Annotated in this window: 16 protein-coding genes; 5 read left to right on the forward strand and 11 right to left on the reverse strand. The window is 72.8% G+C overall.

Annotated features, from left to right (window positions below; genetic code table 11):
- Window positions 1-160 precede the first annotated feature (160 nt).
- Window positions 161-1,297, forward strand: coding sequence for a DUF1266 domain-containing protein (locus ACIRR8_RS06595; RefSeq protein ID WP_404060708.1), 1,137 nt, complete (start codon window positions 161-163; stop codon window positions 1,295-1,297).
- Window positions 1,294-2,466, forward strand: a complete 1,173-nt coding sequence (locus ACIRR8_RS06600) for a DUF1266 domain-containing protein (RefSeq protein WP_404059773.1) — start codon at window positions 1,294-1,296, stop codon at window positions 2,464-2,466. Before ACIRR8_RS06595 ends, ACIRR8_RS06600 begins: the two co-directional genes overlap by 4 nt.
- 21 nt (window positions 2,467-2,487) lie before the next feature.
- Here the strand turns inward: ACIRR8_RS06600 and ACIRR8_RS06605 are convergent, their stop codons facing one another.
- The 5 genes from ACIRR8_RS06605 to ACIRR8_RS06625 form a co-directional block, all read right to left on the reverse strand.
- Window positions 2,488-3,369, reverse strand: a complete 882-nt coding sequence (locus tag ACIRR8_RS06605; RefSeq protein WP_404059776.1) for an NAD(P)H-binding protein — start codon at window positions 3,367-3,369, stop codon at window positions 2,488-2,490.
- Window positions 3,366-3,761 carry a DUF952 domain-containing protein gene (locus ACIRR8_RS06610; protein ID WP_404059779.1) on the reverse strand — a complete coding sequence of 132 codons (396 nt, stop codon included), beginning with the start codon at window positions 3,759-3,761 and terminating at the stop codon, window positions 3,366-3,368. The genes ACIRR8_RS06605 and ACIRR8_RS06610 overlap by 4 nt, the downstream gene beginning before the upstream one ends.
- Window positions 3,762-3,783: 22 nt before the next feature.
- Window positions 3,784-5,358: a choice-of-anchor A family protein gene (locus ACIRR8_RS06615; RefSeq protein ID WP_404059782.1), complete on the reverse strand. Its 1,575-nt coding sequence runs from the start codon at window positions 5,356-5,358 to the stop codon at window positions 3,784-3,786.
- Window positions 5,359-5,448: 90 nt separating this feature from the next.
- Entirely contained in the window at window positions 5,449-6,447 is a 999-nt protein-coding gene (locus tag ACIRR8_RS06620) for an NAD-dependent epimerase/dehydratase family protein (protein WP_404059784.1), read from the reverse strand.
- Window positions 6,448-6,523: 76 nt separating this feature from the next.
- Window positions 6,524-7,477 (reverse strand): LysR substrate-binding domain-containing protein, encoded by a 954-nt coding sequence (locus ACIRR8_RS06625; protein ID WP_404060711.1) that lies wholly within the window; start codon window positions 7,475-7,477, stop codon window positions 6,524-6,526.
- A 331-nt stretch (window positions 7,478-7,808) separates the two neighbouring features.
- On the opposite strand from ACIRR8_RS06625, the gene snpA reads away from it, so the two are divergent.
- On the forward strand, window positions 7,809-8,468 hold the full coding sequence (gene snpA / locus ACIRR8_RS06630; RefSeq protein ID WP_404059787.1) for a snapalysin: 660 nt from the start codon (window positions 7,809-7,811) through the stop codon (window positions 8,466-8,468).
- A 164-nt stretch (window positions 8,469-8,632) separates the two neighbouring features.
- Here snpA and ACIRR8_RS06635 read toward each other — a convergent pair whose 3' ends face one another.
- From ACIRR8_RS06635 to ACIRR8_RS06660, 6 genes are all read right to left on the reverse strand, one after another.
- The gene (locus ACIRR8_RS06635; RefSeq protein WP_404059790.1) at window positions 8,633-8,989 is read right to left on the reverse strand and encodes a GntR family transcriptional regulator; all 357 of its coding nucleotides are present in this window, start codon (window positions 8,987-8,989) and stop codon (window positions 8,633-8,635) included.
- Window positions 8,990-8,991: 2 nt separating this feature from the next.
- Window positions 8,992-9,963 (reverse strand): DUF1648 domain-containing protein, encoded by a 972-nt coding sequence (locus tag ACIRR8_RS06640; RefSeq protein WP_404059792.1) that lies wholly within the window; start codon window positions 9,961-9,963, stop codon window positions 8,992-8,994.
- 145 nt (window positions 9,964-10,108) lie between these two features.
- The gene (locus tag ACIRR8_RS06645) at window positions 10,109-10,804 is read right to left on the reverse strand and encodes a DUF6304 family protein (protein WP_404059795.1); all 696 of its coding nucleotides are present in this window, start codon (window positions 10,802-10,804) and stop codon (window positions 10,109-10,111) included.
- A 75-nt stretch (window positions 10,805-10,879) separates the two neighbouring features.
- A complete protein-coding gene (locus ACIRR8_RS06650; protein ID WP_404059798.1) occupies window positions 10,880-11,476 on the reverse strand; it encodes a GNAT family N-acetyltransferase in 597 nt (198 codons plus the stop codon).
- Between the two features lie 101 nt (window positions 11,477-11,577).
- Complete coding sequence (locus tag ACIRR8_RS06655) at window positions 11,578-12,621, reverse strand: family 2 encapsulin nanocompartment cargo protein polyprenyl transferase (RefSeq protein WP_404059800.1); 1,044 nt, start codon at window positions 12,619-12,621, stop codon at window positions 11,578-11,580.
- A 92-nt stretch (window positions 12,622-12,713) separates the two neighbouring features.
- Window positions 12,714-14,120 (reverse strand): family 2B encapsulin nanocompartment shell protein, encoded by a 1,407-nt coding sequence (locus tag ACIRR8_RS06660; protein ID WP_404059803.1) that lies wholly within the window; start codon window positions 14,118-14,120, stop codon window positions 12,714-12,716.
- 175 nt (window positions 14,121-14,295) lie between these two features.
- On the opposite strand from ACIRR8_RS06660, the gene ACIRR8_RS06665 reads away from it, so the two are divergent.
- Window positions 14,296-14,742: an RrF2 family transcriptional regulator gene (locus ACIRR8_RS06665; protein ID WP_404059806.1), complete on the forward strand. Its 447-nt coding sequence runs from the start codon at window positions 14,296-14,298 to the stop codon at window positions 14,740-14,742.
- Window positions 14,743-14,847: 105 nt separating this feature from the next.
- Window positions 14,848-16,044, forward strand: a complete 1,197-nt coding sequence (locus ACIRR8_RS06670) for a globin domain-containing protein (RefSeq protein WP_404059808.1) — start codon at window positions 14,848-14,850, stop codon at window positions 16,042-16,044.

The following is a 16,044-nucleotide window of genomic DNA, read 5'->3' on the forward strand; positions in this document are numbered from 1 at the left end:
AACAGAGGACGGCGGAGCGGTGGTGCCGCCGCACGAGGCGTATCGGACGCAGCCACCGGCGTACGCGGGGAATTCGGGGAGCGCACCGGCGTACGCGGGGAACCAGCCGGCGTACGCGGGGAACCCGGCCCACCCGGGAAGCCCGGCGTACCCGCCCCCCGTGCCGCCCACCGCGATCGAGCGCGCGCTGGCCGGCGCGGTCGCGGGCGGGGACGGGAGCGCGGTGGTGGAGGTGCTCGCGCGGACCCGGCTCTACGTGCTCGTCGCCCGGCTGCACGCGGACATCCCCGGCTGGACGGCCCCGCTGCCCACGATCCGCGACGAGGCGTCCCGGCGGACCTGTGTGCCGGTGCTGACGCCGGGGATGCTGCCGCCGTGGCACCCGGAGTGGGTGTTCCGGGAGGTGAGCCTGGGTGAGCTGGCGCGGACCTGGCCGTACGACGTACGCCGGCTCGCGGTGAACCACGGCACGCCCTACGCGGCGATGGCCGACGCCCGGCCCAAGCACCTCAAGGCCTGGCTCCAGGCCGACGAGCGCACCGGCGGGCCCGAGCACGGTGTTCTGCTCACCGACGGCGGCGGGCCGCTGCACGGACCGCTCGCCCACGGACTGGCGCTCGGCGCCCATCTCGCCGTCACCAACGGCCTCATCTGGAACCGGCTCGGCGCCGCCTACGAGGACTACGCCACCGACCGGGCCCGGCTGCGCAGCCCATGGGGCATCCCGCACCGCGCCGAGTACCGCGACCGCCTCGCGTCGCTGATGAAGAGCCAGCTGGTCGGGCGCGTCCAGGAGTCCGTCCTGCGCACCCGGCACACCCTGGCCGCCCGGCTGGGGCGTACGCCGGCGCGCCAGGAGTGGGCCGAGGCGGTGGCCCGTGCCTTCGCCGCGCGCGACGCCGACGACCGCGCGCTGGCGGACCGGTCGCTGCATCACATCGCGCTGTACGAGGACAAGCTCCGGGCCGACGGCGCGCTCGCCCCGGACGGCCGCGTCGACACGCTGACCGCCTTCGACCTCGGCCGGGCGGTCAACGTCGTACGGCTCGCGCTCGGCGCCCGGTACGGCGATCCGTACGAGGCCGAGCAGGACGTGCTGCGGCTCGGCGAACTCGCGCGTGGCTCCTACACCTCATGGGCGGACTTCTCCCTCGGCTACCTCATGGCCCGCATCGTCCACCGGGCCGAGGACGACGGCCCGGAGGCGGCGGAGCCCACGTACCGGCAGTCGCTCGCCGAGCACCGCGTCCTCACCCAGGACCCCGCCGGCCCCTACCGGAACATCCCCTGGTCATGAACCCGAACCACGCCCCGAACCGACCCCCGGCCACCTGGATCCCGCCCGGCGAGACCGAGCAGCTCCTCCACGAAGCGACGCTGCGCGGTGACGCGCGGGCCCAACTGGCCGCGCTGGCCGGGGCCGAGCTGTACATCCCGGCCCCGCGCGCCGAGGTGGACGCCAAGCCGGACACCGTCGCCTGGCGCGCCCACCACGACCCGTCGGGGTTCGTCTGCCGGCCCGTCCTCACCCGCGGCATGCTGCCCCCGTGGCATCCGGACTGGGTCTTCCACGGGGTCTCGCTGCGCTGGGTCGCCGAGTTCGGCTGGCCCGGGGCGGGGATGTTCCTCGGGGTGAACGTGGGCACGCCCGGCCAGCTCCTGCTGCCCGCCACCCCGACCGAACGGGCTCTGTGGCAGCGGGCCTACGCCGAGAACGACCGCCTCCAGGAGAACCGGCTCCTCGCCCTGCGCCACGGCGCGCTGCACGGACCGCTGGCGTACGGGCTGGCCTGCGGGGCGCACCTGGCGATCGCGGCCGCGGTGCCGTGGAACGAGGTCGGCACGGTCTGCCGCGAGTACGAGAGGGAGCGCGGGCAGCTCCGCGGCTCCTGGGGCATCACCGACCACGCCGGGTGGCGCAGGGAACTGGACATCCTCCTCGACGCCCGCAACAGCCCGCCGGAACCGGACTTCGTGCTGCGCGCCCGCGAACAGCTGGCGGCGGGCCTCGGTGAGCTGCCCTCCGCCGACCTGTGGCGGGAGACGGCCGCCGGTCACGCCCAGGACCTCGGGGCCGACGCGGGCACGGTGAAGGGCATCGAGGACCTCGTACGCCGGATCATGCGGTACGAGGCCCGGTTCCGCGCGGACGGGCTGCTGGAGCCGGACGGCCGGGTGCGCACCACGGTCGCCTACGACTACGGGCGGGCGGTCAACCTGGCGCGATGGGGGCTGTCGGCCCGCTACTGCGTCCCGGCCGAGGCCGAGCAGGCGATCGTGTACGCCGGAGCGCTGAGCAAGTCGGCCCACCGTTCGTGGGAGGACTTCTCCGCCTCCTACGCGCTGGGGCGGGTGCTGCGCTTCGACGGGGAGGCGTACGGTCCGTTCTACGAGCAGAACGTCATCGCCCACCGTCTGCTGGCGGAGAGCGAGGGCAGTCCCTGGCGTCACATCCCGTGGCGGTGAACCGAGGCCCCGGCCTCTCGGTCACACGCCCGGCAGCAGATGACGGTAGCTGTCCGGGTGCTCCGCGAGGAACGCGGCGAAGCTCTTGGCCGGGTGGCCGGTGAGGGTGGGCACGGCGTCGGAGACGGCGGCCAGTTCGCCGGCCGCGATCGCCTCGTACGAGGTGACCCAGCCGGCCACCTCCCACTCCTCGGCCCCGTATCCGGCCCGGGACGCGTAGGCCTCCTCGACGGTCTCGGGGACATAGCGGATCGAGCGTCCGGTGACCCGGCTCAGCTCCTCGGCCGCCTCGGCGAGGGTGAACGCCTCGGGGCCGGTGAGGTCGTAGCCGCGGCCGTCGTGGGTGGTTCCCTCGTCCAGCAGTACGGCGGCCGCCGCGTCCGCGATGTCCTCGTGGGCGACGGCGGCGACCTTGCCGTCACCGCCCGGACCGCGCAGCACGCCGTCCGTGCCGGTCATCGCGGGCAGCCCCGCCAGGTACCAGTTGTCCCGCAGGAACGTGTGGCGCACGTCGGCCGTGCGGATGTGGGCCTCGGTGTGCCAGTGGTCGCGGGCGAAGGTGAACGTGGCGTCGGGCGCGGCGCCCTGGAAGGACACGTACACGATCCGCTCCACGCCCACCGCCACGGCCGCGTCCACCGCAGTGATGTGCTCGCGCACCCGGTCGGGGCTCTCATGCGCCGAGACCAGGAACAAGGTGTTCGCCCCGTCCAGCGCCCGGCGCATGGCCTCGCCGTCGCCGTAAGGAGCGGCGGGCGCGTGGTCGGCACCGGGCAGGTCGGGGAGGCGGGCCGGGTCGCGGCCGAGGAGGCGTACGGGGACTCCGGTACGGGCGAGCCGCTCGGCGACCCGGCCGCCGACGGCTCCGCTCGCTCCGGTCACCGCGGTGAGGGGGCCGTTCACTGGGGTCCGTCTTCCTTTCGTCGTGCGTGGAGCCAGTCCTCGAAGCGCCGCACCTCCACGACCGCCTCCACCGGGAGCGGTCCGTACAGGTGCGGGAACTCCTCGCCGCCGGGCCTCATCGCCTCGTACCGGACGGGGGCGGTGAGGCGGGCGGGATCGACGACCAGGACCACCAGATCGTGGCCGCCGCCCCCGTCCCCGTACTCGCTCCCGCCTCCGGCCCTGTCCCCGTACAGCATCCTTGCCACGCCCGGGAGTTGGCGGGGCAGGGACAGGTGGATGAAGCCCTCCTCCTGGAGGGTGCGGCCGCGGGTGGACATCTCGTACGTCCCGGTCCCGCGGGCCGCCTCCCAGAGAGGTGCTTCGGCGAGGTGCAGCAGTGGTTCGGTCATCGAACCACGCTAGCGGGCGCCGCTAGTAGGTACGGCGGCGCGCCCTGCGGGTGGCCACGAGGACCGTTCCACCGGCCGCCACGAGCGCTGCCGCGATCGAGCCGATGATCCACTCTCCGCCGCGCGATCCGGTGTCGGGCAGCTCACCGGGGTGGGACGGCGACGGCGACGGCCGCCACGTCGGCGACTCGGTGGGCCCGGGCGTGGGGTCGGTGGGAGTGGGGGTCGGGTCGGTAGGCGTCGGGGTGGGGTCGGTGGGAGTCGGCGTGGGATCCGTCGGCGTGGGCGTCGGATCCGTGGGGGTCGGGGTGGGGTCCGTGGGAGTCGGAGTCGGATCCGTCGGCGTGGGCGTCGGATCCGTCGGGGTCGGCGTCGGGTCCGTGGGGGTCGGCGTGGGATCCGTCGGCGTGGGCGTCGGATCCGTGGGGGTCGGGGTGGGGTCCGTGGGAGTCGGAGTCGGATCCGTCGGGGTCGGCGTCGGATCCGTCGGAGTGGGCGTCGGGTCCGTGGGAGTCGGAGTGGGCGTCGGCTCCGGATCGCACGTAGGGAGGTCGCCGTCGAACGGGTACGCGTGGATCTCCTGGCCGCCCGAAGCGCCCGACGAGGTGTGGGTGAGCGAACCGGCGCTGTAGAAGCGGCCGTTGGTGCCGCTCATGGAGAGCGTCGTGGTGCTGGCCGGCTGCCCGACCAGCACGCTCCCCTGGAACTGGGCCGGCCCGGTCAGCGTCAGGTCCGTCGCGTCCGGGAAGTTCCACAGCAGGCGCTCGCGGAGCCCCGGGTTGGGGAGGGTGCCCATGAACGTGGCGACCGTGCGGGCGTCCCCGTAGACATTGACGAGCACGGTCGCCCCGGCGGGGATGCCGTTGAAGGTGAACCCGGCGTTGCCGCCCGTCGAGGAGACCAGGTCCGCGTCCACGTCGAAGACCTGGATCGGCGAGGTGTTGTCGCCGGTGAAGGTGAACGTGTCACCGGCCCGCGTCCAGCTGCCGGTCGTCGCGCGGTGCTCATCGCCCTCGTACGCGTAGCACCGGCTGGCCTCGGTGAGCTGCGGGCGGAGGCCGGTGAACGGAGCGGTGGCCTCCGGGTCCGGGCGCGGGGCCGTCAGCGGGTTCACCGTACCGGTGAGGCTCCCCGCGTAGGCGACCCGGCCGGAGTTCGCCCCCTCCTCGGCGAGGAGGCGCTCGCCGGCCGCGATGGTGACGTCCCCGCCGACCGTCAGGTAATCGGAGCCGTTCGGCGGCGCGACCCGCGAACCGACGCCGACGACTCCGACGTTGTACACCTGCGAGACCCCGTCCCGCTTGTCCATGTCGAACTGCCCGAGGGTGACGATCTTCCCCTCGGCTTCGGCCGCGGCCTCCCGGACCAGGAAGTCCCCGCCGACGTAGATGTTGATGTTCTCGTCGTAACCGGCGATCGGTCCGTTGTTGGGTTCGTTCCAGACGTCCGGGCACCCGCTGCCGAGGCAGGGACCCAGTCCGCCCGGCAACGGATCGGCGGCGGCGGCCGGGGCCAGCATGCCCACCATCGCCGCGGCCGTGGCCACTGTCACTGCTGCCCGGATTGCATTGCCGCGCCTGCGCGCCTGTTGTTCCATGCCGCGCAATATGCATCTTTAATACTAGTCATTTCTTATGACACGCCGGATTTGCTCCCATGTGTAGGCCTATAGGAGGTTCAGGAGGGTTCAGAGGGCCAGCAGCTTCTCCTCCAGCCGGGGATCGAGGCCGACCGTCGGCCGGTCCGGCCGCTGGGGCGCGGTGCCGCCTGCTTCGCGCAGCCAGGTCCAGGTGTCGGCGACGGTCTCGGCCACCGGCCGGCAGCGCAGCCCCCCCGCCTCGGCCCTGGCGTGACCGCCGCGGTGCAGCGTGTCGTACAGCTCCCCCTCCGGGAGCCAGATCGGCAGCCCGGTCCACGGCTCGACCCCGGCGGCCAGCAGCGCGTCCGGGTCCGTCCAGCGCAGCTCGGCGCCGGAGCCGGTGGCCCGGACGCAGGCGTCGAGCAGCTCGCCCATCGTGGCGTGGCCGGCGCGGCTGACCGTGTTGTACGGGCCGTGCAGGCCGGCCGCCCCGGCGTCCAGGATCCAGCTCGCCAGGTCTCGCGCGTCGACGTACTGGAGTCCCGCCGTACGTGGGCCGGGGGCGATCACCGGGCCGCCTCGGGCTATCCGCGTGAGCCACCAGGGCAGCCGCCCGATGTTCTCACCGGGGCCGATGATCAGGCCCGCGCGCGCCAGCAGGGCCCGGTCACCGAAGGCGTCGAGGGCCGCCAGCTCGCCGCCGCGCTTGGCCCGGTCGTACGGCACGTCCCCCTCCTCGCCGGGAGAGGCACCGGCCACCAGCGGCCCGTCCTCGTCCAGACCGGCGGGCGCGGGAAAGGCGTACACCGAACGGCTGGAGACGTACGTGTAGTGGCCCGCGCGGTCCGCCAGGAGCCGGGCCGCGTCCCGTACGGCGGTGGGCACGCCGCTCCACGTGTCGACCACCAGGTCCCAGCCGCCCGCGTGGTCCGCCAGTGCCGCGAGGCCCCGCTCCCCTGCCGTACGGTCGCCCGTCAGCGCGCGCACGCCCGGCGGCGGCGCGTGGTGGCCGCGGTGGAAGACGGTGACCTCCCAGTCCCGCTCCAGCGCGGCCTCGGTGACGGCCCGTCCGACGAACTCCGTACCGCCCAGCATCAGTAGCTTCATGGATCGAGCCTGCCCGCTCCGGCCGCCCCGGGGAACATCCGCACGCCGTCAGCAGAGCGGGGAACTCCCGGCGGGCTCAGGGCGTACGCGCGAGCGGACTGCGGTGGCGCAGCAGCCACTCGTAGTAGCCGCTGGAGCGCCGGGCCGCCTCCCGGTAGGCCGCCTCCAGCTCCGCGTACACCACCGAGGTGTCCGTCTCCGGCCGCGAGGCCAGGAGCAGCCGGACGGCGAGCGGGTCGCCGCGCAGCGGGCGGATCGCCATGTCGTCGCGCGGCCCCGAGGTGGGCTGGCAGGGTGCGACGGCCTCGCCGAGCACGACGAGCGAGGCGGCGGTGAGGTAATCGCCGTGCAGGACCGGCGGATTGAGCCCGGCGGCACCGAGCACCCGGCGCACGCCGTCCCACTCGCCGTCCACCGTCGGATCGACCATCCACCGGTCGCCGGCCAGGTCCCCGAGCTCCACGACGCGGCGGCGGGCGGCGGGATGGTCGCGGGAGAGGGAGATGAACTGCGGTTCGCGGTCGACGAGTACGCGCTGTTCCAGGCCCTCGGGAAGGGCCAGCGGGCTTCCCTCCACCTCGTGCACGAAGGCCACGTCCAGCCGGCCCGCCTCGACCGAGCGCAGGAGGGCGTGGGCCGAGACGTCGACCCGCAGGGAGATCTCCGTACCGGGCAGGGCGACCCGCAGCCTGCGGAGCCAGCTGCCGACGACCCGGCTCGCGGTGGAGCCGATGCGCAGCCGGGGCCCGCGGGCGCGGGTGGCGTCGGCCTCCGCCAGGGCGTGGGTCACCAGGGCGCTCATCCCGTCGACGAGCGGCCGGGCGCGGCTGAGGACGGCCCGGCCGAGCGGGGTCGGGCGGCAGCCGGTGCGTTCGCGGCGGAACAGTTCGGCGCCGAGCGAATTCTCGATCCGCCGCAGCTGGGTGGTCAGGGAGGGCTGGCTCACGCCGAGACGACGGGCGGCCTGGTGCAGACTGCCCGCGTCGGCGATGGCGCACAGCGCCCTGAGGTGCCTCACCTCAAGCTCCATGAAGCGGAGACTACGACCGGTCATGCCCCTGACACCATCGGCCTCAACCCCATCAAACGGAATCAATTCAGGGGGTGTTGGGCGGCATGTCATGGGGCGATGAGAAGGTGGCGCCTCCCTGTCCTGGGCGTGGCGCCTCTCCGGCCGGGGAACTGGCGTCTCCCCGGCCGATGAGGTGGCGGGCGCGGGGATAGGGCCGTGTTATCGCCGGTTGGCATCATCCCCGGCGGCCGTCCGCTCCCCCACACTCTCCCCGTACCGCCCCGCGCCCCGTCCGTTCAGCGGACAACCCCCACGGCGCGGGTTCACCGGACAGTAGGAGAAATCCCCCATGAGACACCTCAGGACCGCCATCGCCTCCACCATCGCCGGTCTCGGCCTCGTCGCCGCGCTCGGTACGGCTCCCGCGGTCTCCGCCGCTCCTGCCCCTGCGGTCTCCACCCCCGCCACCATCGCCGCGTACAACGGGTCGGCCGAGAACGCCGCCGCCAACAAGGCCTTCTTCGACGCGGTGATGAAGTCCGCCGCCGAGAAGCGTGCCGCCGCTCCGATCGGCACCCAGGCCGTCACCGTCACCTACAGTGCGGCCTCCGCCCCCAGCTTCCGCACCCAGATAGCCAACAGCACCCGGATCTGGAACAGCTCGGTCTCCAACGTCCGGCTCCAGGAAGGCTCCAACGCCGACTTCACCTACCGCGAGGGCAACGACCCGCGCGGTTCGTACGCCTCGACCAACGGCCACGGCCGGGGCTTCATCTTCCTGGACTACCGGCAGAACCAGCAGTACAACTCGACCCGCGTCACCACGCACGAGACCGGACACGTGCTCGGCCTGCCGGACACCTACTCCGGCCCGTGCAGCCAGCTGATGTCCGGCGGCGGCCCCGGCCCGTCCTGCACCAACGCGCAGCCGGACGCCAACGAGCGGTCCCGGGTGAACTACCTCTGGCAGAACGGCTTCGCCGCCGCGCTGGCGGGCGCCACCTCCTGACCCGCAGCACCGCATGAGGAGAGGGCCGTTCCGGACGCGGAACGGCCCTCTGTGGTGGAACGGGCTGGTGTCGTACGGGGGTGGCGGCGGCTTGGATGATCCGCTGTCGTACGCCGGTGGCAGCGGCCTGCGTCAGTCGATGTCGTACGACGGTGGCGGCGGCCTCAGGAGCCCAGTTCGGCGCGGACCATCGTCAGCAGCTCCTCCTCCGTCATGCCCAGCTCCCGCGCGTCCGCGACCACTTCACGGACCCGCTCCAGGAGATGGGCCCGCCGGGGCGAGGCGCCCTCGGTGACCACCGCACCGCGGCCGCGGCGCAGCTCGATCAGCCCTTCCTCGCGCAGCCGCTGGTAGCCGCGGAGTACCGTGTGGACGTTCACTCCGAGGGAGTCGGCGAGCACCCGGGCGGCGGGGAGCCGTTCGCCCGGGGTCACCGCGCCGTCGGCGACCGCGCGGCGCACCGAGGCCGCGATCTGGTCGCCGAGGGGCACGGTGGAGGTGGGGTCGACCCGGAAGAGCATGGTCAGCGCCCCGCCCGGTTCCGGTCGACGAGGGTGTTGAGCAGGGCGGCCCCGGTGCCGGAGTCCTCGACGGTGACCGCGAATTCACGGCCGCTCTCCTGCCGGGCCACGATGGCCTCGCCCGAGCGGACGATGAAGCCGGTACGGCCCGGGCGGATGCGGTAGCCCCAGCCGCCGAACTCCGCGACCGCGTCGACCCGCCGGCTGTCCGCCGCCTCGATGCGCTCCAGCGGGACCTGCACCCGGGGCCAGCGCAGCAGGCCGGAGACGGTGAGGCCGCGTCGGTCCACGGTGACGTGGGCACGGCTGAAGGTGAACACCAGCAGGGCAAGGACGATCAAGGGGGCGCCGAGGAACCAGGTGACCCCGTAGCCGAGGCCCGTACCGGTCGCCAGGATCACCAAGGCACCCAGCGGCAGCCACCAGGAGCCGGTGGTGCGGGCCCAGCCGGCCACCTCGCCGTCGGCGAGCGCGATCCGCTCACGGTCGGCGGGGCTCTTCCCGGCGCGGGGGTCCTCCGGTGGCGGGACCAGCCGGGCCAGCAGCAGCCCGATCCCGCCGGCGAAGGCGGCCGCACCGACGGCCACGGCGAAGTGCCACAGCGGGAAGCGGCCGGCCGCTTCCCCGTCGGGGGCGTCCAGGTTGACGATCAGGGCGGCGGCCAGCACGTACTGCAGGAAGGCGGCTGCGGCCCAGCCGCCGCCGATGAGCAGGCGGTGAGCCCGCCCGTAGAACCTTCCGCCGACCACCATGAGCACCCACAGGGCGCCGAGCACGGGCATCACCGGCGCGGTGACCAGGACGTAGGTGGTGCGGTCGACATAGCCGTTCACGTCTCCGGAGACGTCGAAGTGGCCGGCCAGGCGGGTGGGAAGACGGTCCTTGAGGACGAGGAAGAGGATCAGGTCGACGAGGAAGAAAAGGGCAAAGGGCAGGGCCGCGAGCGTGGCGCGGCCAAGGTTCTTGCGTGTCATGAAAACCTCCGTTGTTCGCATGTTAGTAGAACAACTAGAGGAAGGACAACAGGTCACGTCGGCGAGGTCCGCACCACAGGCCCGGGAACACCTCTGCCCCGTACCGGAGTTGCGGTACGGGGCAGAGGGCGGGCGCGGCGTCACATCAAGCAAGCTCCAGAGGTTCCAGCGTTTTTGAGGGCTCCAGCGGGAAGGCGCCTCGGTGGCCGGTCCCCGCTCCCTCGGCCGGGCGCACCTCGAACTCCTCGCAGCTCCAGATCTCCTGGACGAATCCGGTCCGCCGGTCCCACAGGCCCAGCACCTCGCCCCCGCCCTCCGCGTCCCGGTAGGCGTCCTTGGCCCCCCGGAAGCAGGCGAGGCCGCCGGAGAGGCCGCGGCCGGCGGCCGGGAAGTAATCGGAGAAGGCGCAGGCGATACAGGTCTGGAGCTGGACACCGTCCGGAAGGACGCGCTGGATCGCCGCCAGCGCGGCCGCGAAGTCGCTCTCGGCGCGAGCGGATTCGTAGACCGCGCCGTCCAGGTGGAGGGTGAGGTAGAGGTCCGGATCGGCCCGGCGCAGGGAGAGCAGGCAGCCGAGGGTGGCCTGGCGCAGGATGCCTTCGACGCGGACGGGCAGCGGGAGGTCCCACTCCAGTACGCAGTCGGTGAGCGCGCCGTCCGCCAGGGCGAACATGCCGCTCTCCGGGGTCGTGCCCGGCACCGGCGCCAGGCCGTCGAAGCTCTCGCCCTCGAAGTCGACCCCCCTGATCCGGATCCGGAGCTGCTGTCCGTCCGTGGTGAGGACGACGGCCTCGGAACCGCCCCGGTCCCGGTACCAGCCGGCCCACGACTCATCTGTCATGAGCAGGGACTGTAGCCGCTGCCCGGCGCGGCTCCGGTGCCGCCCTCCCTCTCCGCGAAGGGGCCGGACGGAACATCAACCCGCTTGCGGTTCACGCCACATGGGCCACATCGACGGGCCGTCCGGCAGCTCGACGGCGCGGCCCATGAAGTGGAAGCCGAGCCGTTCGTAGAGCGTACGGCTGCGGGCGCTGCTCGCCTCCAGATAGGCGGGTACGCCGTCGCGGTCGCAGCTCTCCAGCTCCGCCCGGACCAGCTCGGCCCCGATGCCCTCGCCCTGCCGGTGCGGAGAGACGCCGATCATGAGGAGGTAGGTGTGGGCGCGGTCGTGCGGGTGCACCTTCCCGGTCAGCCGTCCGACCAGTTCGCACCGCTCGTTGTCCGGATCGGCGGTCTGCCGCATCAGGGCGGGCGTGGGGTCCTCCTCCTCGGGTGCGCCCGCGGGCACCGGCAGCCACAGGGCCACGGCCGCACCGTCCTCGGCCACGTCGATACGGCCTTCGGCGAGGGTGATGTCGGCGAAGACACCGAGGAACCTGCCGTGCACCGCCCGCCGGTGCGCCTCGTCCGGAAAGACCCAGCTGCTGACCGGGTCGTGGTGGAAGGCCTCTTCCAGGACCGAGACGACCAGCTCCCTGTCGTCCTGGTCCGCCCGCTGTATCCGTATGCCCATGACCGGCTTCCGCCCCTTCGCCCGCTGCTTTGACTCTCAGCTCTCAACCAACCTCCGGAATACTAGAGTTGATGGGTCCTGGACCGGCCGGATCAGGCCGGTCAGCTGGTGCGGCGGGTGACGAATTCGGCCAGGGCCAGCAGGTCACCGGCTCCGTCCGGGTCGGGGACCGCGCGCGAGAGGTGGTGCACCGCCCGGGCCATCCGGTCGGCCGCGCAGACCTGCGCCCAGTCCCGGCCGCCGGCCCGGTCCACGGCGTCGGCGGCGCGGTCCACCTCCGCGGCGGTGGACAAGGGGCCCCGGTAGAGCGCGGCGAGCTCGGCGGCGGCCGGAGTGCCGGAGGTCAGGGCCGCCACCACGGGCAGCGACTTCTTATGGGCCGCCAGGTCCGCGCCGACGGGTTTGCCGGTACGGGCCGGATCGCCCCAGATGCCGATCAGGTCGTCGATGAGCTGGAAGGAGAGACCGGCTTCCCGCCCGAAGCCGTCCATGGCGCGGACGGCCCGGTCCTCTGCACCGGCGTAGAGGGCGCCGAGCGCGCAGGCGCAGCCGAGCAGCGCGCCGGTCTTGGCGGTCGCCATGGTCAGGCACTCGTCGAGCGTGACCTCGTCCGGGCCGCGCTCCTCGAAGGCACAGTCGGCCTGCTGGCCCGCGCAGAGTTCGATGATGCAGGAGGAGAGGCGGGCGGAGGCTCGTTGTGCGGCCGGGTGGGTGTCCTCGGCGAGCAGCCGCTGGGCGAGGGCCAGCATGGCGTCGCCGGTGATGATCGCGTCCGGGACGCCGAAGACGGCCCAGGCGGTGGGCCGGTGTCTGCGGGTGGTGTCCTCGTCGATGACGTCGTCGTGGAGGAGCGTGAAGTTGTGCGCGAGCTCGACGGCGACGGCGGCGCGCACGGCGCGTTCCGGATCGCCGCCCAGCGCCCGGGCGGCGGCCAGCACGAGCGCCGGCCGGATGGCCTTGCCCGCCTGTCCGGCGGCCGGGGTGCCGTCGGCGTTCTCCCAGCCGAAGTGGTACATCGCGATCCGGCGCATCCCACCGGGCAGCGATTCCACGGCCGTTCGCAGATGCGGGTCGACGATGGCGCGGGTGTGCTCCAGCAGCGCCGCGGCCTCGTGCCCTTCCGTCGCTGCGTCCGTACTGGTCATGGTCACGGTCACTCCCTGGGGCGGTGCGATAGGGCGGGGCCCCGGCGGCCCGGCCGGTGTCGGCCGACCGGGCCGCCGGGGGTGACACGGGGTCAGCGCCAGCGGCTCACCTCCACGTTCTCCAGTACGCCGAGGGCGTCCGGTACCAGGATGGCGGCCGAGTAGTACGCAGTCACCAGGTAGGAGATGATCGCCTGCTCGTCGATGCCCATGAAGCGGACCGAGAGGCTCGGCTCGATCTCGTCCGGGATACCGGTCTGCTGGAGGCCGATGACGCCCTGTTCGGCCTCACCGGTCCTCATGCAGATGATGGAGGTGGTACGGGCGTCGGTGACCGGGATCTTGTTGGACGGGAAGATCGGCACCCCGCGCCAGGCCGGCACGTGGTGGCCGCCGATGTCCACGCTCTCCGGGACGAGTCCGCGCCGGTTGCACTCGCGGCCGAAGGCGGCGATGGCACGCGGGTGGGCGAGGAAAAGCTTCGATCCGCGTCGGCGCGAGAGCAGCTCGTCCATGTCGTCGGGGCTGGGCACCCCGTCGTGCGGCTGGAGCCGCTGGCCGTAGTCGCAGTTGTTGAGGAGGCCGAACTCCCGGTTGTTGATCAGCTCGTGCTCCTGGCGCTCGCGGAGCGCCTCGACCGTGAGCCGCAACTGCTGCTCGGTCTGGTTCATCGGCTGGTTGTAGAGGTCGGCGACCCTGCTGTGCACCTTCAGCACCGTCTGCGCGACGCTCAGTTCGTACTCGCGGGGCGCCGCGTCGTAGTCGACGAAGGTGTGCGGGACGACGGCCTCGCCGACATGGCCGGCGGAAAGGTCGATCGCCGCCTCGCCGTACTTGTTGGTCCGCTGGTGCGGGATGGAGAGCAGACCGGCGAGATGGGCGCGGAGCGGCTCCGCGCGCTCCGCGAGGTTGAACACGTCCGCACGGCTGAGCGTCAGCAGCGTGCAGGCCGTGACGGCCCGGGCCGTGTACTCCCAGACGGCGTCGCCGTCGACCAGGCTCTGGTCACCGAAGTACGCTCCGTCGGCCAGGACTTCGAGCTCCGTCTCGTCCCCGTAGAGACCGATGCCGATCTTCTCGACCTTGCCGTGCGCCAGCAGGAAGACCCGGTCCGCCGCGTCCCCCGAAGTGGCGAGCACCTCCCCCGCCGCCACGTCCCGCTGCTCGCACCTGCGGGCGAGCTCGGCGAGGACCTCCTCGTCCCCGAAATCACGCAGAGCGGGCAGCTCCCCCAGCTCGGCGGGGATCACGGCCACCCGGCCCCCGGTCTGGACGAAGGTCACCCGGCCGTCACCGACCGAATAGCTGAGCCGACGGTTCACCCGGTACGTACCGCCCTGTACCTGCACCCACGGCAGCATCTTCAGCAGCCACCGTGAGGTGATCTCCTGCATCTGCGGCGCGGACTTGGTGGTCGTCGCGAGGTTCCGCGCAGCCGCTGTCCCCAGACTCTGCTGCGGCGGCGCCTGCGTGTCGCGAACCTCTTCACCAACGGACATCTGACGTCCTCTCGATCTTGGACTGACCTGCTGGAGAAGCCTTTCAGCGGAGGACGCCGCCCGCCATTACACAAAAGAGTGTGACTAATCGGCCTTCGGTCGGGGCACGTTGCTCCTCGTCACCCCACGGGCCATAAAACTTGCATCCCGCATACCACTTATCTAGGATCAAGCCATGCGGCTGACCAGATTCACCGATGTGGCGCTCCGCGTGCTCATGCGGCTGGCAGTCGCGGAGGGCGCGGACCCGCCGACCACGCGCGAGGTGGCGGACACCATGCGGGTGCCGTACACCCACACCGCCAAGGTCGTCGCCCGCCTCCAGCACCTGGGCCTGCTCGACGCCCGCCGCGGCCGGGGCGGCGGCCTCACGCTCACCTCGGCCGGACGCTCCGCCTCGATCGGCGCTCTCGTACGGGAGCTGGAGGGCACGGACGACGTGGTGGAGTGCGAGGGCGACACCCCGTGCCCGCTGCGCTCCGGCTGCCGGCTGCGCGGCGCCCTGCGGAAGGCCCAGGACGCCTTCTACGCCTCGCTCGACCCGATCACCGTCACCGATCTCGTCGCCTCCCCCACCGGCCCCCTCCTGCTCGGCATCGGCAGCGGCCCGCCGCAGGACTGACCCGAGCCCCGGCCTTCCCGGCACACCCGCCCGAGCCATGGGCCGGGTCCCTTCCGCTCAAAAATAAGCATCCTGGATACCAATTCAAAGAGGAGCCTCTCCGTCATGCTCTCCGACCGGTCCACCGCCACCGTCCACGCCACCCTCCCCGCCGTCGGCGCGGCCATCGGTGACATCGCCGACCTCTTCTACACGAAGCTGTTCGCCGCCCGCCCCGAGCTGCTGCGCGATCTGTTCAACCGGGGCAACCAGGCCTCCGGCGACCAGCGCCGAGCCCTCGCCGGGTCCATCGCCGCGTTCGCGACCGCGCTGGTCGAGCACCCCGGCACCCGGCCCGACGTGATGCTGAACCGGATCGCGCACAAGCACGCCTCGCTGGGCGTGACCCCGGAGCAGTACGAGGTCGTCCACACGCACCTGTTCACCGCGATCGGCGACGTACTGGGTGACGCGGTCACCCCTGAGGTCGCCGCGGCCTGGGACGAGGTCTACTGGCTGATGGCGAACGCCCTCATCGCCATCGAGGCACGGCTGTACGCCCAGCAGGGAGTGGTCGCGGGCGATGTGTGGCGGGAGTGGGAGGTCGCCGCCCGGATCGCGGAGACCGAGGACGTCGCCACGTTCCACCTGCGGCCGGCGGACGGCGGCGAGGCTCCCGCCTTCCGGCCCGGCCAGTACGTCTCCGTCCAGGTGGAACTGGCGGACGGCGCCCGGCAGATACGCCAGTACAGCCTCTCCTCCTCGCCAGGCTCCCGGCTGCGCTCCATCACGGTGAAGCGGGTGCGCGGAGCGGCGGCCCCCGACGGCGAGGTCTCCCGCCACCTGCACGAGCACGCCCGCGCCGGCGACCGGCTGCGCGTCTCCGTCCCCTACGGGGACCTGGTCCTCGGCCACCTGGACGCGCCTCTCCTGCTGGCCTCGGCCGGGATCGGCTGCACGCCCATGCTGTCGATGCTGGAGTACCTGGCCGAGCAGGGCCACGACCGCCCGGTCACCGTCGTGCACGGCGACCGCTCTTCCGCCGACCACGCCCTGCGCACCCACCACGTCCAGCTGACGGAGAAGCTCCCGCAGGCCGAGCCGCACTTCTGGTACGAGACCCCGGAGGCGGGCCACCCGGCCCACCGCACCGGCCTCGTCGACCTGAACGGCATCACCGTCCTGCCGGGCACCCACGCCTACCTCTGCGGCCCGCTCCCCTTCATGCGCACGGTCCGCACCCGGCTGCTGGACGCCGGAGTGCGCCCGGCCGACATCCACTACGAGGTCTTCGGCCCGGACCTGTGGCTGGCGAGCTCATGA

It is taken from the genome of Streptomyces sp. NPDC101178 (genome assembly GCF_044767965.1).
Taxonomy (GTDB): Bacteria; Actinomycetota; Actinomycetes; order Streptomycetales; family Streptomycetaceae; genus Streptomyces.